This window comes from Bradyrhizobium sp. th-b2 (genome assembly GCF_000426785.1).
Classification (GTDB): Bacteria; Pseudomonadota; Alphaproteobacteria; order Rhizobiales; family Xanthobacteraceae; genus Bradyrhizobium; species Bradyrhizobium septentrionale.
Genome location: NZ_KE384570.1, coordinates 24,496 through 47,573, shown reverse-complemented (window position 1 = coordinate 47,573; position 23,078 = coordinate 24,496). Strand labels below are relative to the sequence as shown.

At 65.0% G+C, this 23,078-nt stretch carries 20 protein-coding genes; 3 read left to right on the top strand and 17 right to left on the bottom strand.

What is annotated here, in order from left to right:
* Window positions 1–19 precede the first annotated feature (19 nt).
* From K359_RS0149520 to K359_RS0149510, 3 genes are all read right to left on the bottom strand, one after another.
* Window positions 20–1,786, bottom strand: a complete 1,767-nt coding sequence (locus K359_RS0149520) for an adenylate/guanylate cyclase domain-containing protein (RefSeq protein ID WP_029085503.1) — start codon at window positions 1,784–1,786, stop codon at window positions 20–22.
* A 134-nt stretch (window positions 1,787–1,920) separates the two neighbouring features.
* The gene (locus tag K359_RS0149515) at window positions 1,921–2,193 is read right to left on the bottom strand and encodes a DUF2312 domain-containing protein (RefSeq protein WP_029085502.1); all 273 of its coding nucleotides are present in this window, start codon (window positions 2,191–2,193) and stop codon (window positions 1,921–1,923) included.
* A 174-nt stretch (window positions 2,194–2,367) separates the two neighbouring features.
* Window positions 2,368–2,670: a DUF1244 domain-containing protein gene (locus K359_RS0149510; RefSeq protein WP_029085501.1), complete on the bottom strand. Its 303-nt coding sequence runs from the start codon at window positions 2,668–2,670 to the stop codon at window positions 2,368–2,370.
* A 199-nt stretch (window positions 2,671–2,869) separates the two neighbouring features.
* On the opposite strand from K359_RS0149510, the gene K359_RS0149505 reads away from it, so the two are divergent.
* On the top strand, window positions 2,870–3,478 hold the full coding sequence (locus tag K359_RS0149505; protein ID WP_035978686.1) for a DUF1036 domain-containing protein: 609 nt from the start codon (window positions 2,870–2,872) through the stop codon (window positions 3,476–3,478).
* Window positions 3,475–4,911: a pyruvate kinase gene (gene pyk, locus K359_RS0149500; protein WP_029085499.1), complete on the top strand. Its 1,437-nt coding sequence runs from the start codon at window positions 3,475–3,477 to the stop codon at window positions 4,909–4,911. The genes K359_RS0149505 and pyk overlap by 4 nt, the downstream gene beginning before the upstream one ends.
* Before the next feature lie 31 nt (window positions 4,912–4,942).
* Here pyk and K359_RS0149495 read toward each other — a convergent pair whose 3' ends face one another.
* Together K359_RS0149495 and K359_RS0149490 are read right to left on the bottom strand one after the other, a co-directional pair.
* Window positions 4,943–5,371, bottom strand: a complete 429-nt coding sequence (locus K359_RS0149495) for an OsmC family protein (RefSeq protein WP_029085498.1) — start codon at window positions 5,369–5,371, stop codon at window positions 4,943–4,945.
* Window positions 5,372–5,544: 173 nt separating this feature from the next.
* Window positions 5,545–6,219, bottom strand: a complete 675-nt coding sequence (locus K359_RS0149490) for a TetR/AcrR family transcriptional regulator (protein WP_029085497.1) — start codon at window positions 6,217–6,219, stop codon at window positions 5,545–5,547.
* A gap of 442 nt (window positions 6,220–6,661) precedes the next feature.
* Here K359_RS0149490 and K359_RS0149485 point away from each other — a divergent pair, with 442 nt between their 5' ends.
* The gene (locus tag K359_RS0149485) at window positions 6,662–8,164 is read left to right on the top strand and encodes a hypothetical protein (protein WP_029085496.1); all 1,503 of its coding nucleotides are present in this window, start codon (window positions 6,662–6,664) and stop codon (window positions 8,162–8,164) included.
* A gap of 180 nt (window positions 8,165–8,344) precedes the next feature.
* Here the strand turns inward: K359_RS0149485 and K359_RS0149480 are convergent, their stop codons facing one another.
* The 12 genes from K359_RS0149480 to tolQ all read right to left on the bottom strand — a co-directional run bounded on the left by K359_RS0149480 (window position 8,345) and on the right by tolQ (window position 22,485).
* Window positions 8,345–9,544, bottom strand: coding sequence for an ABC transporter substrate-binding protein (locus K359_RS0149480; RefSeq protein ID WP_029085495.1), 1,200 nt, complete (start codon window positions 9,542–9,544; stop codon window positions 8,345–8,347).
* Between the two features lie 121 nt (window positions 9,545–9,665).
* Window positions 9,666–10,079 carry a DUF3052 family protein gene (locus tag K359_RS0149475; RefSeq protein ID WP_029085494.1) on the bottom strand — a complete coding sequence of 138 codons (414 nt, stop codon included), beginning with the start codon at window positions 10,077–10,079 and terminating at the stop codon, window positions 9,666–9,668.
* A gap of 12 nt (window positions 10,080–10,091) precedes the next feature.
* The gene (gene ftsH, locus K359_RS0149470) at window positions 10,092–12,014 is read right to left on the bottom strand and encodes an ATP-dependent zinc metalloprotease FtsH (RefSeq protein ID WP_029085493.1); all 1,923 of its coding nucleotides are present in this window, start codon (window positions 12,012–12,014) and stop codon (window positions 10,092–10,094) included.
* 258 nt (window positions 12,015–12,272) lie between these two features.
* Window positions 12,273–13,295: a tRNA lysidine(34) synthetase TilS gene (tilS, locus tag K359_RS0149465; RefSeq protein ID WP_029085492.1), complete on the bottom strand. Its 1,023-nt coding sequence runs from the start codon at window positions 13,293–13,295 to the stop codon at window positions 12,273–12,275.
* Between the two features lie 51 nt (window positions 13,296–13,346).
* Complete coding sequence (ybgF, locus tag K359_RS0149460; protein ID WP_029085491.1) at window positions 13,347–14,390, bottom strand: tol-pal system protein YbgF; 1,044 nt, start codon at window positions 14,388–14,390, stop codon at window positions 13,347–13,349.
* A 249-nt stretch (window positions 14,391–14,639) separates the two neighbouring features.
* Window positions 14,640–15,134, bottom strand: a complete 495-nt coding sequence (gene pal, locus K359_RS0149455) for a peptidoglycan-associated lipoprotein Pal (protein WP_029085490.1) — start codon at window positions 15,132–15,134, stop codon at window positions 14,640–14,642.
* Between the two features lie 271 nt (window positions 15,135–15,405).
* Window positions 15,406–16,140, bottom strand: coding sequence for a hypothetical protein (locus tag K359_RS0149450; RefSeq protein WP_029085489.1), 735 nt, complete (start codon window positions 16,138–16,140; stop codon window positions 15,406–15,408).
* A 173-nt stretch (window positions 16,141–16,313) separates the two neighbouring features.
* A complete protein-coding gene (locus K359_RS0149440) occupies window positions 16,314–18,638 on the bottom strand; it encodes an EAL domain-containing protein (RefSeq protein ID WP_029085488.1) in 2,325 nt (774 codons plus the stop codon).
* Window positions 18,639–18,822: 184 nt separating this feature from the next.
* Window positions 18,823–20,166, bottom strand: a complete 1,344-nt coding sequence (tolB, locus tag K359_RS0149435; protein WP_029085487.1) for a Tol-Pal system beta propeller repeat protein TolB — start codon at window positions 20,164–20,166, stop codon at window positions 18,823–18,825.
* A gap of 72 nt (window positions 20,167–20,238) precedes the next feature.
* Complete coding sequence (locus K359_RS0149430) at window positions 20,239–21,210, bottom strand: cell envelope integrity protein TolA (RefSeq protein WP_051346882.1); 972 nt, start codon at window positions 21,208–21,210, stop codon at window positions 20,239–20,241.
* Between the two features lie 56 nt (window positions 21,211–21,266).
* Complete coding sequence (locus K359_RS0149425) at window positions 21,267–21,737, bottom strand: biopolymer transporter ExbD (RefSeq protein ID WP_029085485.1); 471 nt, start codon at window positions 21,735–21,737, stop codon at window positions 21,267–21,269.
* A 34-nt stretch (window positions 21,738–21,771) separates the two neighbouring features.
* Window positions 21,772–22,485, bottom strand: coding sequence for a protein TolQ (gene tolQ, locus K359_RS0149420; protein ID WP_029085484.1), 714 nt, complete (start codon window positions 22,483–22,485; stop codon window positions 21,772–21,774).
* Between the last annotated feature and the right edge of the window lie 593 nt (window positions 22,486–23,078).

Here is a 23,078-nt window from a genome sequence, read left to right as displayed (position 1 = left end):
TATCCCTTCATCAAGCCGGTCAGGCCGGCAGTCCCGCCTTGAGCAGGCCGGCCTCGTAGCGCGCCCGGTCGGGTTCGCGCTTGTAGTGCTGGGTCGTCAGATGGGCGGCGACCGAGAAGGCCGGCTCGCGCTTCATCACCTCGGCGGCGTGCGCCGAGGCCGCCACCGGGTTACCCATCTGCGCCAGCGTCGCCGCGAGGAAGGCGTGATGGGTGTGGTCGGGCCGTGTGATCCGCGAGAACGCCTCGGCCGCTTCGGCGTATTTCTCGGCGCAATAGCAGGCGCGGCCGAGATGGCTCCAGAAGCGCTCCGGATGGAACGGATTGAGGCGCATCGCCCGCTTGATCCAGTCAAGGCCCTCCTCCGGCCGCCCGAGCCAGGTCAGCAGCTCGCCCTGCTGCACCACGACGAGGTCATAGTTCGGGTTGAGCGCGAGCGCGCGCTCCTGATGGAATGCTGCCTTGTCATGATCGTCGCGGTTGAGGTTCAGCGCGGCGAGGATGCGGTGCACGTCGCTGTCATTGTCGTCGAGCTTGAGAGCGATCTCGAGCTCGGCGGCCACCTGCGCGAAGGTCGCGTCGCGATCCTCGCACCAGTTGTAGACCCAGGTCTGCCCGAGCACGCAGGCACGCCAGGCGTGCGCGTGCGCATAGTTGGGGTCCAGCACAATGGCCCGCTCGAGCAGGCGCTGCGCCTCCGCATTGTCGTCGCGCGCCGAGCGATGATGCAGCACCTTGGCGGCCAGCACGCACTCATAGGCCGCCATGTTGTCGGTCGGCTTGCGCTTGACGCGGTCATGCGCGGCGGCCTCGACGCGCCCCGGCAGCGTCGACACGATCGCGCGCGTCATCTCGTCCTGGATGGCGAAGATATCGGCCAGCTCGCGGTCGTAGCGCTCGGCCCAGACGTGCCGGTCCGCCTCGGCATCGATCAGCTGCACCGTGACGCGGATCCGGCCGCCCGCCTTGCGCACGCTGCCCTCCAGCACATAGTCGACGGCGAATTCCTTCGCGACGTCCTGCACCTTCACGGCCTTGCCCTTGTACACAAAGGTCGAGTTGCGCGAGATCACCAGCAAATCGTGGAAGCGCGACAGCTCGGTGATGATGTCCTCGGTGAGCCCGTCGGCGAAGAATTCCTGCTCCGGATCGCCGCTCATGTTGACCAGCGGCAGCACCGCAATCGACGGCTTCCTGGCGACGACGGGCGCGGCCGCCGCCCCCTTCGGGTGCTCGGCAACGGCCCTGGCATCCGCTCCGAGATGGACGCGGAAGACCCGGATCGGGCGCGCGATGTTCTTGACGGTCTGATCGCCGAGATCCTCGAAGCTCAGATCTTCCAGACGATCACCGACCTGATCGCGGACCGCGCCGGAAATGCAGATGCCGCCGGGCTCGGCCAGCACCTCGAGGCGCGACGCGACATTGACGCCGTCGCCGAAGATGTCGGCGCCGTCAACGATCACATCACCGAGATTGATGCCGATGCGAAACTGCATCCACCGCGCCGGCGCGACGTCGGTGTTGCGTTTGGCCATCCGGCGCTGCACCTCGGCCGCGCACAGCACCGCATCGACGACGCTGTGGAACTCGACCAGCAGGCCGTCGCCGGTGGTCTTGATGATGCGGCCGCGATTCTTGGTGATGGCCGGATCGATCAGTTCGATCCGATGGGTCTTGAGGCGCGCAAGGGTGCCCGTCTCGTCAGCCTCCATGAGCCGACTAAAGCCGACCATATCGGCGGCGAGCACCGCAGCGAGCCGGCGCTCTGGTCCTGGCACGTCCATTTGAACGATCTGCCCGGTTACCTCGCCGGGCACTCTAGCAGTTCACGGGATTTCGCCCAAGCCTTGTTCGCTGAAGCGCCTCGGGCGCCCGAAAGGCCGCCCGGCGCGCTTGCCGGCCGAGAACGCCGGCCGCCTCAGAGCATCCCGAGCGCCTGCATGTAGGTCTCCAGGATGGTCTCCTGCTCCTGGCGCTCGTTGGCGTCCTGCTTGCGCAGGCGCACGATGGTGCGCAGCGCCTTGACGTCGAAGCCGTTGCCCTTGGCCTCGGCATAGACGTCACGGATGTCGTCCGAGATCGTCTTCTTTTCTTCTTCCAGCCGCTCGATGCGCTCGATGATGGACTTGAGCTGGTCCTTGGCAAATCGCGTTGCGGGCTCATCCTGAACGGCGGCAGACGTGGTGGCCATCGCGTACTCCTGAAATGGCAATGAAATGTCGCGCGAATACGCGCCACGCGCACCGCTTGCTGCGGGCGACCCTCGATTTTGGCGCACGTTCCGTCAAGGAAACATCGCGCTCATCCACAGCGCGCCCACAGGAGATGCAGGCGGCCAAGGAACTGACGTCACACAGGCTGAGATTTAATGCCCGCTTTGGGCCTTCTTCATCGCCGCGAGTTGCTCCGGCGTCGCGCTGCCCTGATGCTTCGCCTTCCATTCCTCATAGGGCATGCCGTAGACCGCTTCGCGGCTCTCGTCCTTGCTCACGGCAAGGCCCTTGGCGTCGGCTTCTTCCTTCATCCAGTTGGACAGGCAGTTGCGGCAGAAGCCGGCCAGGTTCATCAGGTCGATATTCTGGACGTCGGTCCGGTTGCGCAGATGATCGACGAGGCGCCGGAAGACCGCGGCCTCGAGTTCTGTTCTGGTTTTGTCGTCAATGCTCATCTTCGTGATCCCGGTGTGTCGCGCGCTCACCATATTGATATCAAGTGGGAATTGTCACAGATTTTGCCATATCGGCGCGCAAAACGGACCTGTCCGGCCGGATTTGCCATGGTCCCGCAGCATGGCAAATGGGCGCCCGCCCGTTGACAGCGCCTGCCGGGCACGCGAAATCGATAATGATTTGATATAGCTTCGCCGCATGAGCCCAATAGATTCTCCCGCCTCAGCTCCCCGCACCATCCGCCTGATCCTGGCCGGCATCCTGCCGGTGCTGGCGCTTGTCGCGACCTGCCTGTGGACGAGCCCGGCGGCCGCCGATTTCCGGCTCTGCAACAACACCTCGAGCCGGGTCGGGATCGCGCTCGGCTACAAGGACGCCGAAGGCTGGACCACCGAAGGCTGGTGGAACGTGTCGTCGCGGACCTGCGAGACCTTGCTGCGCGGCAATCTTGTGGCGCGCTACTACTACATCTACGCTCTCGACTATGATCGCGGCGGCGAATGGTCCGGCCAGGCCTTCATGTGCTCGCGCGACAAGGAATTCACCATCAAGGGTACCGAGAATTGCCTAGCGCGCGGCTTTGACCGCACCGGCTTCTTCGAGGTCGACACCGGCGAGCAGCGTGCATGGACCGTCCAATTGACCGAAGCCAACGAACAACAGCCGCAGAAAGTACCGGGAATGCCGGGCGGCGTGGGTCCAGGAAGCCCCGGAGCGATGCCGGGCCTGCCGAACCCGCCGCCGGGCGCAGCGCCTCCGGGCGCGTCTGGTCTGCCGCCAGCCGCACCACCCGGAAGCAAACAATGAGACGACTGCGTCGAATCAAGATCCTCGCAACGCTCGGCCCGGCCTCTTCAGACAGCGCGATGATCCGCAAGCTGTTCGAGGCGGGCGCCGACGTCTTCCGCATCAACATGAGCCATACCCCGCATGACAAGATGCGGGAGCTGGTCAAGACCATCCGCAATGTCGAATCGAGCTACGGCCGGCCGATCGGCATTTTGGTCGACCTGCAGGGGCCGAAGCTGCGGGTCGGCGCGTTCGCGGAAGGATCGACCCAGCTGAAGAACGGTCAGAGCTTCGTCCTGGATTCCGACAAGACGCCCGGCGACAACGGCCGCGTCCAGCTCCCGCATCCGGAAATCCTCGCCGCGCTCCGGCCCGGACATGCCCTGCTGCTCGACGACGGCAAGGTGCGGCTGATCGCCGAGGAAACCTCGCCCGACCGCGCGGTGACGCGCGTCGTGATCGGCGGCAAGATGTCGGACCGCAAGGGCGTCAGCCTGCCCGACACTGATCTGCCCGTCTCCGCGATGACCGCAAAGGACCGCGCCGATCTGGAGGCCGCGCTGCCGGAGGGGATCGACTGGGTCGCGCTGTCCTTCGTGCAGCGTGCCGAGGACGTGATCGAGGCCAAGAAGATGATCCGCGGCCGTGCCGCCGTGATGGCCAAGATCGAGAAGCCGCAGGCGATCGACCGCCTCGCCGACATCATCGATGCGGCGGACGCGCTGATGGTGGCGCGCGGCGATCTCGGTGTCGAACTGCCGCTGGAGCGGGTGCCGAGCCTGCAGAAGCAGATGATCCGGATGGCGCGGCGCGCCGGCCGGCCCGTGGTGGTCGCGACCCAAATGCTGGAATCGATGATTCAGGCGCCGGTGCCGACGCGCGCCGAAGTCTCCGACGTCGCCACCGCCGTCTACGAGGGCGCCGACGCCATCATGCTGTCGGCGGAATCGGCCGCCGGCAAATTCCCGGTCGAGGCGGTCTCGACCATGAACCGCATCGGCGAGGAAGTAGAGCGCGACCCGACCTATCGCAGCGTGCTCAACGCGCAGCGCGTCGATCCGGAGCCGACGGTGGGCGACGCCATTGCCGACGCCGCGCGCCAGATCGCCGAGACGCTCGATCTGTCGGCGATCATCTGCTGGACCTCTTCGGGTTCGACCGCGATCCGCGTCGCGCGCGAGCGCCCGAAGGTCCCGGTGGTCGCCATCACGCCGAACCTCGTCACCGGCCGAAAGCTCGCGGTGGTGTGGGGCGTGCATTGCGTGGTCGCCGAGGACGCCCACGATCTCGACGACATGGTCGATCGCGCCGGCTCGATTGCGTTCCGCGACGGCTTTGCCAAGGCCGGCCAGCGCGTCATCATCGTCGCCGGCGTGCCGCTGCGTGCGCCCGGCACCACCAACATGCTGCGCATCGCCTCGGTCGGCCCGAACGGCGACGCGCAGCTCTAACGTTCTCCGCCGTGCTTGAGGCGCGCGACGCTCAGCCCTGCAACGACGCGTCGAGCGTGATCTTGGTGTTGAGCAGTTTCGACACCGGACATCCGGCCTTCGCCTTGCCGGCCAGTTCCTGGAACGCCGCGTTGTCGGCACCCGGAATCTTCGCCGACAGCGTCAGGTGCACCGCGGTGATGGCAAAACCGTCGCCGACCTTCTCCAGCGTCACATCGGCCCTGGTCTCCATGTGCTCGGCCGTGAGCTTGGCTTCGCCCAGGATCAGCGACAGCGCCATCGTGAAGCAGGCGGCGTGCGCCGCGCCGATCAGTTCCTCGGGGTTCGAACCGGGCTTGCCCTCGAAGCGGCTGGCGAAGCCATAGGGGTAATCCGAGAGCGCGCCGCTCTTGGTCGAGATCGCGCCCTTGCCGTCCTTGATGCCGCCCTGCCATTTGGCCGAGCCGTGGGTCGTCGTCATGCGTTGCTCCCTGAGGTGGTTGAACCAAGCCCAAAGCTACAACGCCAATGCGACAGAAGTGTTCGCTGTGCTTCCGGCGCCAGAGCGTTTTCGAGCGAAGTGGACGCCGGTTCGCGTAAAGAAAACGCGTCAAAACAGCAATCCAGAGCTTCGGTTCGATCAGAACCGAAGCGCTAGGCGCCGACCAGCGCCTTGGCCGGGGTCGTCGCCTGCACCACGAGGCCACGGGCGCGCGCATCCATGACGCCGACCGCGCGCAGCGCGAGCAGCGTCACGGTCTGCACCGCATCGCGCAGCTTGATCGGATCGTCGAGATTGGCCGGCGCCAGCGGGCCGAGCAGCGCTTCGTGCAGCGCGCCAAGCAAGGCCGTGGCGGCCAGCGCCGTATCCTGCGCCGGCAGATGCCCGGCACGCACGGCGGCGTCGATGCGCATGGCAAGCTCGCCGGAAATATCGCGGCGGCTGGCGAGGCGCGAGGCGGTGACGTCGACATCGACAGGCTCGGCCAGGATGCCCCAGGCGAGCTTGCGCTGCGACAGCACGTGGACCGCAATCGTCGTCACCGCGGTCGCCAGCGCCGACGATGGTCCGGGCGCGGCATCAGCGGCGCGCCGGATCGCGGACAATTCGTCGCGCGAGACTTCCGTGATCAATTCCGAGATCAGCTCGGCCTTCGACGGGAAATAGCGATAGACCGTCCCGGCCGCGACATTGGCTCGCACCGCAACGGGTGCGATCTGGACCGCCGCCATGCCGCCCGCCGCCGCCGCGTCCCGCGCCGCCGACAGGATAGCGCTGCGCCGGGCGGCCAGCCGTTTCACGACCTGATGAGTTCGCCGGTAGACCATGGCGTTCCGTCCCCCACCGTGCGCCCTGGCGCCCACCGGCAGAACACACGCGTCTTCAATGTTTTGAACGATCGATCCCGCAATCGTCTGAAGAAGTGAACAACTATTCAGACTGGTTGACAAGCTGGAATTGTCGGGATTTTTTACAACCGCCGTTGCCACCTCTGATTGAGCCGGCGGCGCTACGGCCGGCAGGCCAGCGTCGGCCACGGGATGGGGTGATCCGCTGCCCGCGGTTGGCAGCTTGCGATCAAGTCGGAGCATGATCGAGATGGTAAATCGCGCGCTAACATGATCGCTCGAAATCGAGACGTCTGATCTCACGCTGGTCCACGATGTCGCGGCCGCATTTACCCGAATTTATCGGTAGCCGTGGTCGAGTGCGCTTAAGCGCCATGCGTGGCGTTGTCTCTCGATGCATCAGGCCGAAACCAGAAAGCGCATGTCACTCTCCATCACCAGCAGCGTGATCAGCCGCAATGCGGCGCGAGGGCTGGTGCCGCTGTGCGCCGCCGTGGGCGCCTATCTGTTTTATCTCTCGGCCGGCGAAATCCTGCTGCGCGATTCCGATACGATGTGGCAGATCAGGATCGGGCAGTGGATCCTCGAACACGGCGCGATGCCGACCACTGACGTGTTCTCGTTCACCCGCTATGGCGAAGCCTGGATCTCGAGTTCGTGGCTGGCGCAGGTGGTGTTTGCGCTGGTGTACGGCGGAGATTGGGCCGGGCCGGTGATCCTGACGTCGATTGCGATCGGCGCGACGGTTGCAATCTTTCTCAATCTCCTGAGCCCGTATTTCGATCCGGCGCGTGCCGTCCTGATCACGGCACTGGCGCTGCTGCTGTCGACGATCCACTTCTTCGCGCGGCCCCACGTGCTGGCGCTGCCGGTGCTGCTGGCGTTCATCGGCGGCCTGATGGCGGCCGCCGACCGCCGCACCTCACCGTCATGGTGGCTACTGCCGCTGATGACGCTGTGGGCCAATCTGCATGGCGGCTTCGTTCTCGGCCTGGCGCTGATCGGACCGATCGGGCTGGAGGCCATCTGGAACGTGGAGCCCAGCCGCCGCCGTCAGCTCATCGTGCGATGGGGACTGTTCGGCCTCGCCGCGCTGGCCGCGAGCTGCGTGACACCCTACGGCTGGAATAGCCTGCTGGGTGCGACGAAGATCCTCAGCCTCGGCAAGCTGCTGACCCTGATCGGGGAGTGGAAGCCTGCGGATTTCAGCAAGCCCAGCTTCTTCGAAGCCACGCTGCTCGGCCTGATCGGCCTGATCTGCTATCGCAGGCTGACCCTGTCGGTGCCGCGGATCCTGCTGCTGCTCGGCCTGATCTGGATGGCGCTGAGCCATGTCCGCAACATCGAGGTGTTCGCGTTCATCGCCCCATTGGTGCTCGCCAAGCCGATCGCCGAACAATGGGGAACGGCAGGCGCTGCCGCCACCCGCTTCGAGGAAACCCGCGCAATCCCGCTCGTCACGATCCTGGCCGCGATCGCGATGGTGATCGGCGCGTGGGTGACGACGACGATGTTCGTCGCGCAGCATCAGTTCAAGTTCCTGCCGCAGTTCTCGCCCGTGGCCGCGGTCGATGTTCTGCAGCAGCACAAGGCGCAGCGCGTCTTCAGCACCGCGCCGTTCGGCGGCTACATGGTGAGCCGCGACATGAAGGTGTTCATCGACGGCCGCGCCGAGCTCTATGGCGAGCAATTCGTGCTCGACTATTACGACGCGCTGGATGCCCGCGACGTCGGCCAGCTGCTCGGCCTGCTCGACAAATACCGGATCGACACCACGCTGCTGAGCTCGGACTCCCCCGCCGGAAACGCGCTGGACCACCTCAAGGGCTGGAAGCGGCTCTACAAGGACGACATCGCCGTCATCCATGTGCGATCGGACGAGATGAAGTCCGGCGCGCTGCCGGCAGCAGAGAGCACGAAGTAGGCTGCGCTGTCGCGTTCTCCTGAAGCGCAGTTCCGTCACCCTGAGGAGCGCGAAGCGCGTCTCGAAGGGTCGACGGCCACCAGCCGGGCCGTGCATCCTTCGAGGCTCGCCGAAGTGGCTCGCACCTCAGGATGACGGGGAGAATGCGGAGCATGGACTCAAGCGCGATCGACTTGAGCCTCAATTCCCCGTCTGAAGCTCGCCGAAGCGATCCCAGGTCTTGCCGTTGAAGCGCATCAGCTGCATCTGGTCGACCGGCACGTGGTCGGACGGCGACGTGTTGACCTTGATGCCCGGCAGCAGCATCGGCAATTCCAGGTCCTTGATCGCAAACGCCTGCCGCAGGATGTTCTCGGTCGAGAGATCGTCGCCGCAGGCCTTCAACACCGCTTCCAACACCATCGCGCTGTTGTAGGCGTTGACATAGTTGGTGTCGTGCTGATCGCCATCGGGCAAATATCTGGTCATGAATTCGCGCCAGCCCTTCATGCCGGGATCGTCCTTCCAGGCCGGATCGTCCGGGTCCTTCACATAAGCCGTCGAGATGATGCCGATGCCGGCTTCGACGCCGGCCGGCTGCATCACGGTCGAAATCCACACCGCGGTGTTGGAGAGGAAGGTCATCGGCCGCCAGCCGATCTCATAGGCCTTGCGGATCGACTGCGCCGCGAATTTCGGCGTCGCCGCGATCACGAAGACGTCGGCGTTGGTTGCCTTCAGCTGAACGATCTGCGAGTCGATGGTTGGCTCAGTGATCTCGTATTTCGCAACGGTGACGACGGAATCATATTTCTCGCCGAGTACGTCCTTCAGGCCGGCGAGATAGTCGCCGCCGTAATCGTCGTTCTGCGAGATCACCGCAAATTTCGCGTTCGGATTCTTCGCCAGCGCATAGCGCGCGTAGAGCCGCGCCTCGTAGCGGAACGGCGCCTGCACGCCCATCGTCGCCTGCGGGAATTGCGCGATGTCGCCGAATTTCGAGGCGCCGGAAGCCAGGAACAGCTGCGGGATGTTCTTGCTCTGCAGGTACTTTGCGATCGCGGTGTTGTGCGCGGTGCCGATCGAGGAGAAGATCAGCGCGACCTCGTCGCTCTCGACGAGGCGGCGGGTCTGCTCCACCGTCTTCGGCGGCGCGTAGGAATCGTCGAGCGAGATGAAGTTGATCTTGCGGCCAATGATGCCGCCGCGCTCGTTCAGCATCCTGAAATAGCCGGCTTCGCCCTTGCCGAGCGCACCGAACGCCGACACCGGCCCGCTATAGGGCATGGTCTGGCCAATCCTGATTTCGGTCGATGTGACGCCGCGCATCTCGGCGGCGAATGAAACGGTGGGCAGCAGCAGGAATGAAATGGCGCCAAGCGCGCCGAATGCCTTGCGCATCGGCCTCCCCTCCCCTTTTTCTTGCCGCGCGCCTTGGAGGACACGGCCGTGCCGTTGAACGGCTTGGCGCGAGGATGCCACGGCCCCCAGACGGAGGCCAAGCATATTCGCCGCGACGATCTCAGCGCCTGCCGCGCTCCTTGAGAGGGATCACGAATTTCAGTCCCGACCAAACCACATCGACGGCGCAGACCTTGACGTCGACCAGGCCGGACGCGAGCCCGGCCTCGCGTACGACCGTATCGTTGAGGTCTGTCACGACGCCAGACGTCTTCTTCGGCCACGACACCCAGATCATGCCGCGAGGTGCGATCGCCTCGCGGTAGCGCCGTAGCTTGGCGGCGAGCCCCTTGGCCTCGGCGGCGAACAGATGCACGGCATCAAGCGGCGCCCGCGCGGTCTTCGCGATCCGCAGATCCGCCGGCAGTTCGCCGACGATGTCGCTGTAGGGGACGGACAACCCGTCGACAAAAATACAAAAGCCCGGCTTGAGGCCGAGCTTTTGCACAATCGGTTTGCCGGAACTGCCGGCCATGGCAGGCGAGGCTTATGCCTGCGGCTGCGGCTCCATGCCAGTGTCCGGATCGGGACGCGGGCGCGGCTTGCCGGCCGGCGGCACGGCGGAGGCGCGCGGCGTCGAGGGCTCCAGCACCGACTCGCGGTTGGGCTTCTTGCCCTTCAGCAGGTCGATGATCTCGTCGCCGGTCAGCGTCTCGAACTCGAGCAGGCCCTTGGCGAGCGCCTCGAGATCTTGCCGCTTCTCGGTGAGGATCTTGGTCGCCTCGTTATAGCCTTCCTCGACCAGACGCCTGATCTCGGAGTCGATCTTCTGGACGGTCGCCTCGGACGCATTCTGCGTGCGCGAGACCGACATGCCCAGGAACACCTCGTCCTGGTTCTCGCCGTAGGACACGGTGCCGAGTTCTTCCGACAGGCCCCAGCGCGTCACCATCATGCGGGCAAGGCGGGTCGCCTGCTCGATGTCGGAGGCGGCACCCGAGGTCACCTTCTCGCGGCCGAAGATCAGCTCTTCCGCGACACGGCCACCCATCATGATGGCGAGGCGCGAGGTCATCTGCTCCAGCGACATCGACAGCTTGTCGCGCTCCGGCAGCTGCATCACCATGCCGAGCGCACGGCCGCGCGGAATGATGGTCGCCTTGTGGATCGGATCGGTCGCGACGACGTTGAGGCCGACGATGGCATGGCCGCCCTCGTGATAGGCCGTCAGCAACTTCTCTTCCTCGGTCATGACGAGCGACTTGCGCTCGGCGCCCATCATCACCTTGTCCTTGGCCTCTTCGAACTCGGCCTGCGTCACCATCCGCTTGTTGCGGCGGGCAGCGGTCAGCGCGGCCTCGTTGACGAGGTTCATCAGGTCGGCGCCCGAGAAGCCCGGGGTGCCGCGCGCGATGGTCTTGAGGTTGATATCCGGCGCCAGCGGCACCTTGCGGACGTGAACCTTGAGGATCTGCTCGCGGCCGACGACGTCCGGATTCGGCACCACGACCTGGCGGTCGAAGCGGCCGGGACGCAGCAGCGCGGGATCGAGCACGTCGGGACGGTTGGTCGCCGCGATCAGGATCACGCCCTCGTTGGCCTCGAAGCCGTCCATCTCGACCAGCAACTGGTTCAGCGTCTGCTCGCGCTCGTCGTTGCCGCCGCCGAGACCGGCGCCGCGATGACGGCCGACCGCGTCGATTTCGTCGATGAAGATGATGCAGGGCGCGTTCTTCTTGGCCTGCTCGAACATGTCGCGGACACGGCTCGCGCCGACGCCGACGAACATTTCGACGAAGTCAGAACCGGAGATGGTGAAGAACGGCACATTGGCTTCGCCCGCGACCGCGCGCGCGATCAACGTCTTGCCGGTGCCGGGAGGGCCGACCAAGAGCACGCCGCGCGGAATGCGTCCGCCGAGCCGCTGGAATTTGCCGGGGTCGCGGAGGAATTCGACGATCTCCTGCAGATCCTGCTTGGCCTCGTCGACACCCGCGACGTCCTCGAAGGTGACGCGGCCATGCGCCTCGGTCAACATCTTGGCGCGCGACTTGCCGAAGCCCATCGCCTTGCCGGCGCCGCCCTGCATCTGCCGCGACAGGAAGATCCAGACGCCGATCAGCGCGATGAACGGCAACCATGAGACGAGCAGCGAGACGAACCACGGCACGTTGTCGCCGGGCGCCTTCGCGGTGATCTGCACCTTGGCGTCATAGAGGCGCTTCACGAGCGTCGGATCGCTCGGCGCGTAGGTCTGGAAGCTCGTGCCATTGTTGAAGGTGCCGTGAATGTCGGGCCCTTGGATCACGACATCGCGGACATGGCCCTGATCGACTTCAGTCAGAAGTTGCGAGAACGAGATGTCCGAGGACGACGAGCGCTGGCCAGGATTCTGGAAAAGCGTGAACAACGCCAGCAACAGCAGGACAATGATGACCCAGAGGGCGAAATTCCGCAGATTGGCGTTCATGGTCTTCCTTCGTGGTCGCGCGGATCGCGGCCTCTCTCTATCCTTGGGCAGGCTCTGTTGGAATCCCCAGGGAATCCATCCCGTCGATGGCATACAATCTAGGTGCCGCTGGGGTCGATGCCAAGGGAACCACGCATGACTATTTACCGCATCCTAGCGCGATTCCCGGTCAAAAAATGGCGCTAAATCCCGTGTTTTCCGGGGGTGGTTAAGCCTCTTTGCCGGATTATGACAGCGATTGAAACAATCGAACCCGGCTCAGCGGGAACGCGCCCGGCGCGGCGGCGCCGGCCCGATCCTGATACGACCGCCGCCGACCCTGATAACGGCTCCGGCAAGCGTCTGTTTCAGCTTCGGTTCGCGCTTCCCGAGGGCCTCATCGACGGCGGCGAGCAGGGTTTCGACCTTGCCGAGTTCGGCCGGGCCCTCATGTCCGGTGCGGTCGATCGCGCGCTTGAGGAGGCGAAGCCGGATTTCCTCAGGCATCGCCGCGAACAGCGCCGCCTCGAAGCCGTTGCGCGGGTTATCCTCGCTTTTCAATGCAAGATTGTGCTCGGCGCCGTCGACCAGCACCTCCAGGGCGGTGTTGGCGCGCGCGATCCGCGCGGCAAGCCGCGCCAGGTTCCGCGCATCGCCGCCCTCCTCCGCCAGCATCGGCATCAGCGCGCGCAGCCGCGGACGCGTGAACGCGGGATCGCGGTTGGTCGGATCGTCGGCAAAGCCGATGCGCGCCTTCTTCAGCGTTGCGATCAGGTCTGCCTTGGAGATTTCGAGCAGTGGCCGCGTCAGCCAAACGCCGTCGCGAGCGGTCTCGCGCGCCATCGCCGAGAGGCCCGCGATGCCGCTGCCACGCAGCAGCCGCATCAACAGCGTCTCGGCCTGATCGTCACGGGTATGCGCGGTCAGGATGTGGGTGGCGCCATGCTTGCGCGCGGCTTGAGCGAGCAGGCGGTAGCGGGCCTCGCGCGCGGCCGCCGGCAGGCCGGTCCCGGGTTTGGGCCCGCTCCAGCGCAGCGTGTGATGCGGCAGGTCGAGGCTGTGCGCCAGCCGCTTGACGTCGCGCGCTTCGCGCGCCGCTTCAGGACGCAGGCCGTGATCGACAGTGACCGCCACCAGCCGCGGTCCCCGCGCGAGCGCACGGCGCCAGCGCGCGGCCAGCCACATCAGCGCGACTGAATCGGGACCGCCTGATACCGCGAGCACGATCGCCGGCGCGGACGAAAGGCCTGCGAACAGGCGCTTGGCGTCCCTTGCCGGGATGGCGGATTGATCGTCGGGCATCGCAAAACCAGCATGTCACGAGGAGGCCGGACGTGGCCTCCCGCATCTGGTTTAGCACTTCACGCGCTTCTGCTCGCGGTCAACCGCGGCTTTGACCCCGCCGGATGCGCGCGGGTACTTTCGCGTGATCTCGCCGAACGCGGCGCAGGCGGCTTCCTTCTCTTTCAGCGCCGCCAGCGATTGGCCGAGCCGCAGCAGGGCATCGGGCGCCTTCGCGGACTTGTCGAACTTGGTGGTCACGCCGAGGAAGGTTTCGGCTGCGTCGCGATATTGCTGGCGCTGGAAATAGCTTTCGCCGAGCCAGTATTGCGAGTCCGCCACCAAGGGATCGCTCGGATACTTGTTGGCGAAGTTCTTCATCGTCTCTTCGGCGAGCGCATAGTCCTTGCGCTGCATGTAGCCGATGCCGAGGTCGAACTCGTCCTTCGACGTGGCCGACGGCGGCAATGTGGTCAGGGCCGCGCTCGCGCCGGGCGCCCGCGGCGGGCTGGTGTTGCCGAGATCGAGCGGCTCGCCCGCCCCGCGGCCGCCGGGAGCACCGACCGCCGCTTCGCCTTGCATCGGCATCTGACCGCCACCAAGCGCGCGCGGGGCGCCCGGGGCGTTCGGGTTCTGGCTCGGATCAAAGGCGTCACCGCGACCGCGGCGGCCGGGCGCAGCCGACGGCGCAGCCTCCTGCACGATCGGCGCGGGCGCGGCGATCTGCTGTTGGTCGTAGCCGCCCTGCGGCTGCCGGCCATAGCCTGGCTGCGGCTGGCCGTATCCCTGCTGCGGCTGGGCGTAGCCGGGCTGGGCTTGCGGATAGGCCTGCGGCTGCTGCGCCGGTGGCACCGCCGCGACGCCGGGCTGGGCCGCCGGAGGCTGTCCGCCCGGGCCGGGCGGCTGGCCGCCGAGCTGGCGCAGCCGCTCCTCGAGCTGGCGGTTGCGGTACTGCAACTCCTCGTTCTGCCCGGTCAGCTGCCGCAGCTGATTCTCGAGCCGCTCGATCCGCATTTCAGCATCGGAATCGTCGGATTGGGCAAACACTGGAGAGGAAACGGCGAACAGCGCCGCGATCGCCGCAGCGGTGGAAAGGAAATGAAGCCTGGATGACATTTTGCCCTGACGACGAGATCGACGTGAAAAGCGAGCGACATTGAGGGACGGAGTACGCCAGAATTGTGACTGGCACTTCAAATCCGGGACAGCGCCGCGGACACCGGTTTAGTACGGACGCCGGAACAAGCAAGCGGCCAATTGCGCGCAGCTTCGTTCATCAAGATGACGGCGCCTCGGTGTTTCCTGCGGCCAAAACAAAACCGGCGCCCGAAGGCGCCGGCTTGGAAGAATTCATTCAGGCTCGCGTCAGGAGCTGGCGTTCAGCACGGTGACGGCGCGGCGGTTCTGCGACCAGCAGGAGATGTCGTTGCAGACCGCGACCGGGCGCTCCTTGCCATAGGAGATGGTGCGCATGCGGCTCGGATCGATGCCGCGCGAAGCGAGATAGGAGCGGACCGACTGGGCCCGGCGGGCACCGAGCGCGATGTTGTATTCGCGCGTGCCGCGCTCGTCGGCGTGACCTTCGATGGTGAAGGAATAGCGGTTATAGGTCTGCAGCCACTGCGCCTGCTTGTCGAGGGTCGCGGTCGCCTGCGGACTCAGATCGGTCTGATCGCTCTCGAAAAACACGCGGTCGCCGACATTGACCACGAAATCCTGCTGGCTGCCCGGGGTCGCGGCGCCCCCAATTGCGCCATTGGCGTCCAGCGGGTTCTTGTTAGCGCAGGCACCCATCGACAGCGCCACCGCCAGAACCGCGGCCAGCTTCATACCCTGGAGGATACGCATCTGATATTTCATTCCGGAGCCTCCACGCTCACGCTCTTCGTACTGGTCCATTGGGTCTACAGGGCGATGGTTAAGCGAACGTTCCGTCAACCTTGACGAGACCTTGCTGGACCCCATCAAATGCCGCGCAATGCCGAAAAGCGCCCCCGATGGTTAATGGGTGGCAAATGTGGCGCGATGGTGAAGGGAAGGCAAGGTTCGCGGGAACCGGCCGCTTTTGCAGGACAATTTGGCCTGCGCGCAACAGTCGATGGACGCCAGATCGATCAGATCGCCAGTGTGCTCAGGGATTCGGCACGATCGAGGCGCGCTCGAACGGCCGAACGATACCGTCGGGCTGCAACTGGCCTTCCCGGTCGAACAGCATCCGCCGCTCGAACGCACTGGAGCGCAGGAACGGATAGCGGGCGAGCACACGCTCCCGCACCGACGGCAGATGCGAGGCCATCAAGCCGACCGGCTTCACGAGCCCGGGATAGAGCCGCGCCTCCGACCAGGTTTCGTGCAGGAACACCCGCCGGTAGAACGCCATGTGCTCGGGCCGGACCGGCGCCAGGCCGTAATCGGCATTGAAATGCACGCCGGCGGTCGAGCCGAGACGCACTGTGACATAGGGCAGTTCCGGATTGTTCCGCGCCTTCTCGGGATCGGCAACGAAGCGCGTTGAATCGATGAAGACCAGACCCTGATCGAGCTTCGGCTGCAATATATCGCCGAACACATCGAGCGTCGGCGAGGTGCGCCACTCCGGCGTCACCACGGTGATGCGAATCGAGCTGCAGAGTTCGCCGTGAAGATAGACGCCGAACACCCAAGCGTTCGGGGCCTCATCGAACTGATCGACGACGCGCTCGTCCGCCGACGGCCGGATCGCGCCTTCGCGCAGATAGGCGCGGTAGCGAAGCCGGTAGATCTCGTCTTTCTGTTCGGGGGTCTGAGCGAGACGGTAGTCGACTTGATCCAGAGGGTCCGCAAGCCTTCCTGTCGCGGGCTTGATGGCTTCGGCCGCGGACCTCATTTAGTACTCCCCTGAACAACCCAACAACTTCAACGCGAGCCAAAAGATTAACAGCTTCTTAATTTTCGTCAAAGCAATCGCGGCAATACAGTTAACCTCTGACCGCAGGGGTGCACTTCGAATCGTGCAGTCGAAGGTTCTCACAACTATCGATTGAAGGCCTTGGCGCCGGATCAAGCGATCGAGCGCGACGGAACCACGTGCAACTGCTCGTCGGGGCGGCGGCCGTGCGAAGCGTTGAGCAGCTGGCGGATGCGCACCGCGGGAACCGGCCGGCTGAACAGGTAGCCCTGTGCTTCGGTCACCGCGCCGTCGGCGCTTATCAGTTCGAGCTGCTCATTTGTCTCGATGCCCTCGACCACGACCGACATGCCGAGATCCGCCGACAGCCGCGCCACGCCGCGCAGCAAGGTCAGCGGGCGATCGCTGTCGATGCCTTCGAGGAAGGAGCGGTCGATCTTGACCTTCTGCAGCGGGAAATTGTGCAGGTAGCTGAGCGACGAGTAGCCGGTGCCGAAATCATCCAGCGAGATCCGCACGCCGAGCGAGCGCAGCTGCGACAGCACGTCGTGGGTCAGCTCGGTGTTGTGCAGCAGCGAAGATTCGGTGATCTCGATCTCGAGACGGTGCGCCGGCAGGCCGGAGACCTCGAGCGCGTAGCGCACCTCGCTCAGCACGTCGCGCTGATGGAACTGCTGCGGCGAGAAATTGACCGCGACGCTGACCGCCTCGGGCCACTTCATGCACTCCATGCAGGCCTTGCGCAGGATCCAGCGGCCGAGATCGACGATCAGGCCCATGTCCTCGGCGACCGGAATGATGTCGACCGGAGAGACCGTGCCGCGCGCCGGATGGTTCCAGCGCAGCAGCGCCTCGCAGGTCGAGACCTTGCCGGATTTGAGGTTGATCAGCGGCTGGTAGAACAGCTCGAATTCCTCGTTGGCCAGCGCCTTGCGCAGATCGAGTTCGAGGATGCGGCGGGCCTCGACGGTTTGCGCCATCTCGTCGCGGAAGAAGCAGAAGGTGCCGCGGCCGTCGGCCTTGGCGCGGTAGAGCGCCATGTCGGCGTTCTTCAGCAGCGTATCGGCGCCGACGCCGGGCGCGGTCATCGCGATGCCTACGCTGGCGCCGATCTCGACCAGATGGTTGTCGATCTTGTAGCGCTCGCTGAGGCGGTCAACGATGCGCCGCGCCAATGCGGCGGCGTCCTCGTGCGAGTGGATGTTCTGCTGGAACACGACGAACTCGTCGCCGCCGAACCGCGCCACGAAATCCTCCGGCCGCAGCATCTCGCGCAGCCGTTCGGCAACCGCGCAGAGCAGCTGGTCGCCGCAGGGATGGCCGAGCGTATCGTTGACCTGCTTGAACTGGTCGAGGTCGACGAACAGCAATGCGGAGCGGTGCTCGCCGTGCTGCATGGCGAGCAGCCGGCCGATCTCGTCGCGGAAATTGACGCGGTTGGGCAGCGCGGTCAGCTCGTCGTAGCGCGCGAGGTGGCTGATCCGGGCCTCGGCGTCCTTGCGCTCGGTGATGTCCTCGACCAGCACGACGGTGCCGCCGCCGGCCATCGGCTGGAAGGTCCAGTCCAGCGAGCGGTTCTTGGCGGGATCGGGGTCGCTGGTGACGATGTCGCCGCGCTGCGAACTCTCGATCTCGTACAGGATCTGCTGCGCGGCCGCGGCCGAGATCGAGCCGGACAGGACGCAGGCATTGCAGATGTCGGTCGCGCTGGCGCCGCGCTGCACGAAGTCGTCCGACAGCTGCATCATCTCGATGAAGCGGTGGTTCATCACCGCAAGGCGGCCGTCGGCGCTGAACATGCACAGGCCGTGCGGCATGTTGTTCAGCGCGGTATCGAACTGGCCCGCCAGCGCGGCCTCGCGCTCCTTGGCGATCCAGGCGTTGACGTAGATCCGCTGCAGGCTGGTCGTGAGGTGGCGGATGGCGCTGAAGAACACCAGGCTGAGCAGCGCAAGCGCGATGTGATAGGGACCGCCGACATACATCAGCGCCGCGATAAGGGGACCGATCGACATCAGCAGATGCAGGTGGAAGATCTGCGGCCGGCCGAAGGTCCGTCCGACCCCCGCCGAGGTGTAGGCGACCACCGTGGTCACGCACAGCATGTGGGCGGCGGCATCCTTGGTCGTGAGCAGCACGGCGGAGCCCCACAGGCCGAGCGCAATGCCGTAGGCAAGGCTGCCGATCCGGTAGCGCTTCTCCCACGCCTCGGACTCTTCAACGGTGAGCCGGGAATTGCGCTGCTGGTAGCGGTACATCTGCCACGCGCGCGCCAGACCGACCACGATGAACAGCGGCACGCACAGCCAGGACAAGAGATTGCCGGTGACAAACGCAATCACGGCGCCCGCAATGGCGGGGCCGAAGGCGCCGAAGATCATGGGCGCGGGGTTCATGAACAGGGAATCGACCAGCGCCGCGGAGATCGTCGGCGACATCGATCGGTCCGGTTCTCCCGTCTGACTTGCAAACTGCATTGTGAGAGCGCGCGTCCTTTTCAGCTCGCACTCTTACTGATCGCAGGTGAAGTCTTTCTGAGGGAATATCGTTAGCAAGTCCTTGCCGTGCCCCATTGACGATCGAAATTCGGCATAGGATTCAGTGCGCTAGGTGAGAACCGCCGACCAGCCCCGGGGTTCCGCGGAGCAGGTCTGCGCCGGCTCACGACAACAGCGGCGACCAGGCGGGATCGGAGGCAAATCCGGGCGTCGGCACCCGCAGCTCGTTGCGGCCGGAGACGTCGATCGTGTACAGCGACGGCCCGCTGTTGCCGCCGGGATCGCGGAAGAACATCACGACGCGCCCGTTCGGCGCAAAGGTCGGGCCTTCATTGTGGAAGCCCGAGGTCAGGATGCGCTCGCCCGAGCCGTCCGGCTTCATGATGCCGATCGCGAACTGCCCGCCGCCCTGCTTGGTGAAGGCGATGTAGTCGCCGCGCGGCGACCACACCGGCGTCGAATAGGTGCCGTCGCCGAACGAGATGCGCTGAGCCGCGCCGCCGGTCGCCGGCATCACATAGATCTGTGGCTTGCCGCCGCGATCGGATTCGAAGCAGAGCCGCGTGCCATCTGGCGCATAAGACGGAGAAGTGTCGATCGCCGGCGTGTCGGTCAGCCGCGTCATCGACTTCGAGCGCAGATCCATCACGAACAGGTTGGAGTTGCCGCCCTGCTGCAGGCTCATGATGACGCGCTGGCCGTCGGGCGAAAAGCGCGGCGAGAACGACATGCCCGGGAAGTTGCCGACGATCTCGCGCTGGCCGGTCTCGATGTTGAGCAGATAGACTCGCGGGTCGCCCTGCCCGAACTCCATATAGGTGATTTCCTGGGTCGACGGCGAGAAGCGCGGCGTCAGCACGAGATCCGTGCCGCGGGTCAGATAGCGCACATTGGCGCCGTCCTGGTCCATCAGCGCCAGCCGCTTGACGCGGCGGTCAGCCGAGCCGCTCTCGTCGACGAACACGACGCGGGTATCGAAATAGCCCTTCTCGCCGGTCATCCGCTCATAGATCTGGTCGGAGATGATGTGGGCGATGCGGCGCCAGTATTCCGCCGAGGTGTCGTATGACTGGCCGGCGAGCTGCTGGCCGGTGCCGACGTCCCAGAGCCGGAATTCGGCTTTCACGCGGCCGTTGCCCTGGCGGGTCATGCGGCCGACCACCAGCGCCTGTGCCTTGATGCTCGTCCAGTTATTCAGGTTCGGGGGCGCGTCGATGTTGACCTGCTTCTCGAGAAAGGCCGCCTGGTCGATCGGCGCGAACAATCCGCTGCGCTTCAGGTTGTTGGTAATGACTTGGGCAACACCAACGCCGACTTCGGTATCGCCGGGCGTGCCGGCCGAAAAATTCGGAATCGCGATCGGCACCGGCGCGAACTCGCCCCCCGGGACGGGAATCTGCTTGCGGCCACCTTCCTGCCCGATGGCTTGACGGAAGGGTGCACCCGCAAGCGCGCCAAAGGCGGCCATTCCGGAAATCATCTGTCGGCGGTTGAGGCGAAACATCATTTCACGCAAATCATTGTTGTCGGTCATTGTCGGTAGACTTTGTCTGCTATTGGCCAAGCGTCGCAGCTGATCTCACGTACTATTCTCTTTGAACACCGGTGCGAATGCCTTCCATTCGTCGAACCAGCCCGCGGGCAGATTATAGGGCTGACATGCGATAATCGCGCGCAGGGCGCTCTCCTGATAGACGCGCATGTAGGGCGTGCTCGGCGAGCCTTCCGCGACCGGCATGCGCGCGAGCGTGCCGTCGCGCTTCAGATCGACATCGATCACCACCTGGGTCCGCTGCTCCTCAATGCTGCCGTAGGGCTTGTTCTTCCAGCAGCGTTCGACCTGCTGCCTGAACATCGCGCCCCAGGTCGCGGAGTTGTCGGCGGCCTTGCCCTTCGCCGTGCCGAGCGCAGCGTTGGCGTTGAGCGTATCGCCGGTCGCCGCGGCGCGCGTCGGGTCGCGCTTGTCGAGCAGCGCTGCGATCTTGCTCTGGTCGAACACGCGATCCTTCGGCTTCTGCTCCGGCGGCGGCTTGGCGGCCTGCTCAACCGGCTTCTGCGGCTTCTTCTCTTCCTTCTTGATCGCTTCCGCGATCGGGTCGGGCTTCACCGGATCGGGCTTCTTCTCGACCGGCTTCGGCTCCTCCTTCGGCTTGTTCTCGACCTTCTTCGGCGGATCCGGCTTCTTGTCTTCCGGCTTCTCCACCTTCGGCGTCGGCTGCGGCGCGGTTTCCGTCACCACCGGCGGCTTCTTATCTTCGACCTTGCCAACCATGTCGTCGACCGGCTTGGCTTCGGCGACCTTGTCGACCAGCGGCTTGGGATTTTCCTTCTTGCCGTCCTTCTGGCCGGTCATGACGTGGGACAGCTGATCGGCCGAGATGACGTCAACAGCGACGGACTCTTCTTCCGGCATCACGTACGCCCTGGTCGAAAACGACACGAGGCCCCACCCGATCACGAGGACGTGCAGGACAATCGATGCCGCCAGAGTCTTGTCGACCTTGACCTTCAATTCAGGCTTCCTCGTGCCGCTTGCCGCACATGGACTCATCATGTTGGAGAATGATCTGGCCGGAAAACCGGTTTCCACTTTTCCGGATCATGCTCCTAGCCACCTTCAGGGATGATGACGATATTCGCCTTGAACCCCGCGGTCCGGATCTCCCCGAGCAATTTCATCATATCCGTGTAACAGACGTCCTTGTCGCCACGCAGATAGACCACTCGTTCGGCCTCCGACCGGGCCTCGCCGATGGCCTTGATCTTGGGCAGAAGATCGGCCGCCGCGATCGACGCGTCACCCAGATAGAGCTCGATGTTCGAGTTGCAGCCGCCGCCCGTGCGCTTGACCGACAGCGTCAAGGGCGGCGCGTTGGACGACATCGACTTGCCGCCGCTCGCGACCGGCAGGTCGATGTCGATGTTCGACGTCATCAGCGGCGCCGCCACCATGAAGATGATCAAGAGCACCAGCATCACGTCGACCATCGGCGTGACGTTGATCTCGGCCATGACCGGCTTGCGCCCGCCGCGGCGACGCCCGCCGCCACCGCCGGACCCTGCCATGCTCATCGCCATGATCGCACACTCGCCAAAGTGACTATCATATGTCTCAGCCCCGCTCGTCGATCTGACGCGACAGGATGGCGGAGAACTCGTCGGCAAACCCCTCCAGGCGCTGGGCCTGCCGGTTCACCTCCGAAGTGAACTTATTGTAGAAAATAGTCGCCGGAATTGCGGCAATCAGGCCGATTGCGGTGGCAAATAGCGCCTCCGCGATGCCCGGCGCCACCACCGCCAGCGAGGTGTTTTTCGACGCCGCGATCGACTGGAAGCTCGACATGATGCCCCAGACGGTGCCGAACAGGCCGACAAAGGGGCCGGCCGAGCCCACCGTGGCGAGCACCAAAAGCCGCCGTTCCAGCCGCTCCACCTCCCGGGCGATCGAGACGTTCATAACCTTGTCGATCCGGGCCTGCAGGCCCGCAAAGGACCGCGACTGGCTCTCGAAGGAGCGCTTCCACTCCCGCATCGCCGCCACGAAACAGGCCGCCATCGACTGGGTCGGCTTGGCGGAGAGCGCCCGGTACAGCTCCTCGATCGACTGGCCGGACCAGAAGGCCTGCTCGAACTTGTCCATCGCCCGCTTGGTGCGGGCATAGAGCAGGATCTTGTCGATCGCGATCGCCCAGACCCAGACCGAGCAGGACAGAAGTCCCAACATCACGCATTTGACGACCCAATGGGCCTGCCAGAACAATGCGATCAGCGACACATCGCTCGATGCCAGTGGCAGCGTCGACTGAGCCACGTCGGCGGGATTCATCGGCAATATCCTCTCAACGCAAGTGTCCCTATCAGGCGGGCCGCCAGTCGGCACCGGTTCCACGGCCGCGTATCAGGCGCGGCAAAACTGCGCGAGAGCCTCTTACATCTGTCGCATGGGGGGCCCGTCCAAAAGCCGGGCCCTGCTTCCCCTGCCAACATGTCAAAACGAGGGCTTTTCGCGCGGCATTCCGACCCTAACCAAACGCTAATCATGGTTAAGGCGAGGTTACCAAAGGGAAATTTGGAGGCGGGAAATGCCGCCGGCCGAGCGGGTTGGCGGGTTCCCGGGATGAACGGTTTCCGCTGGATCGAGGGATGACCCCTTCCCCATGTCGTCCCGGCGAAGGCCGGGACCCATAACCCCAGGATTGGGTTGGTGAGGAAAGCTGTGGCCCCAGCGTCGCGCAACAATCGCCTTCAGTGGTTATGGGTCCCGGCCTGCGCCGGGACGACACTGAGTTTGTTGCGCCACTTGTGAGTCAGACATCCGCGTTCTCGCGACATGATCCGCCCGAGCTTTGCTCTTCGTTCCGCCCTCCTCGATCAGAGGGCGCAGGGAAAGCCGGGTGCCGATCGCACCCATGGGCCCCG

What these genes read in the sequence shown, in the direction of transcription:
- K359_RS0149520 (WP_029085503.1), bottom strand. Translation starts at nt 1,786, where the DNA reads ATGGACGTGCCAGGACCAGAGCGCCGGCTCGCTGCGGTGCTCGCCGCC.
- K359_RS0149515 (WP_029085502.1), bottom strand. Translation starts at nt 2,193, where the DNA reads ATGGCCACCACGTCTGCCGCCGTTCAGGATGAGCCCGCAACGCGATTT.
- K359_RS0149510 (WP_029085501.1), bottom strand. Translation starts at nt 2,670, where the DNA reads ATGAGCATTGACGACAAAACCAGAACAGAACTCGAGGCCGCGGTCTTC.
- K359_RS0149505 (WP_035978686.1), top strand. Translation starts at nt 2,870, where the DNA reads ATGAGCCCAATAGATTCTCCCGCCTCAGCTCCCCGCACCATCCGCCTG.
- pyk (WP_029085499.1), top strand. Translation starts at nt 3,475, where the DNA reads ATGAGACGACTGCGTCGAATCAAGATCCTCGCAACGCTCGGCCCGGCC.
- K359_RS0149495 (WP_029085498.1), bottom strand. Translation starts at nt 5,371, where the DNA reads ATGACGACGACCCACGGCTCGGCCAAATGGCAGGGCGGCATCAAGGAC.
- K359_RS0149490 (WP_029085497.1), bottom strand. Translation starts at nt 6,219, where the DNA reads ATGGTCTACCGGCGAACTCATCAGGTCGTGAAACGGCTGGCCGCCCGG.
- K359_RS0149485 (WP_029085496.1), top strand. Translation starts at nt 6,662, where the DNA reads ATGTCACTCTCCATCACCAGCAGCGTGATCAGCCGCAATGCGGCGCGA.
- K359_RS0149480 (WP_029085495.1), bottom strand. Translation starts at nt 9,544, where the DNA reads ATGCGCAAGGCATTCGGCGCGCTTGGCGCCATTTCATTCCTGCTGCTG.
- K359_RS0149475 (WP_029085494.1), bottom strand. Translation starts at nt 10,079, where the DNA reads ATGGCCGGCAGTTCCGGCAAACCGATTGTGCAAAAGCTCGGCCTCAAG.
- ftsH (WP_029085493.1), bottom strand. Translation starts at nt 12,014, where the DNA reads ATGAACGCCAATCTGCGGAATTTCGCCCTCTGGGTCATCATTGTCCTG.
- tilS (WP_029085492.1), bottom strand. Translation starts at nt 13,295, where the DNA reads ATGCCCGACGATCAATCCGCCATCCCGGCAAGGGACGCCAAGCGCCTG.
- ybgF (WP_029085491.1), bottom strand. Translation starts at nt 14,390, where the DNA reads ATGTCATCCAGGCTTCATTTCCTTTCCACCGCTGCGGCGATCGCGGCG.
- pal (WP_029085490.1), bottom strand. Translation starts at nt 15,134, where the DNA reads ATGAAATATCAGATGCGTATCCTCCAGGGTATGAAGCTGGCCGCGGTT.
- K359_RS0149450 (WP_029085489.1), bottom strand. Translation starts at nt 16,140, where the DNA reads ATGAGGTCCGCGGCCGAAGCCATCAAGCCCGCGACAGGAAGGCTTGCG.
- K359_RS0149440 (WP_029085488.1), bottom strand. Translation starts at nt 18,638, where the DNA reads ATGCAGTTTGCAAGTCAGACGGGAGAACCGGACCGATCGATGTCGCCG.
- tolB (WP_029085487.1), bottom strand. Translation starts at nt 20,166, where the DNA reads ATGATGTTTCGCCTCAACCGCCGACAGATGATTTCCGGAATGGCCGCC.
- K359_RS0149430 (WP_051346882.1), bottom strand. Translation starts at nt 21,210, where the DNA reads ATGAGTCCATGTGCGGCAAGCGGCACGAGGAAGCCTGAATTGAAGGTC.
- K359_RS0149425 (WP_029085485.1), bottom strand. Translation starts at nt 21,737, where the DNA reads ATGGCGATGAGCATGGCAGGGTCCGGCGGTGGCGGCGGGCGTCGCCGC.
- tolQ (WP_029085484.1), bottom strand. Translation starts at nt 22,485, where the DNA reads ATGAATCCCGCCGACGTGGCTCAGTCGACGCTGCCACTGGCATCGAGC.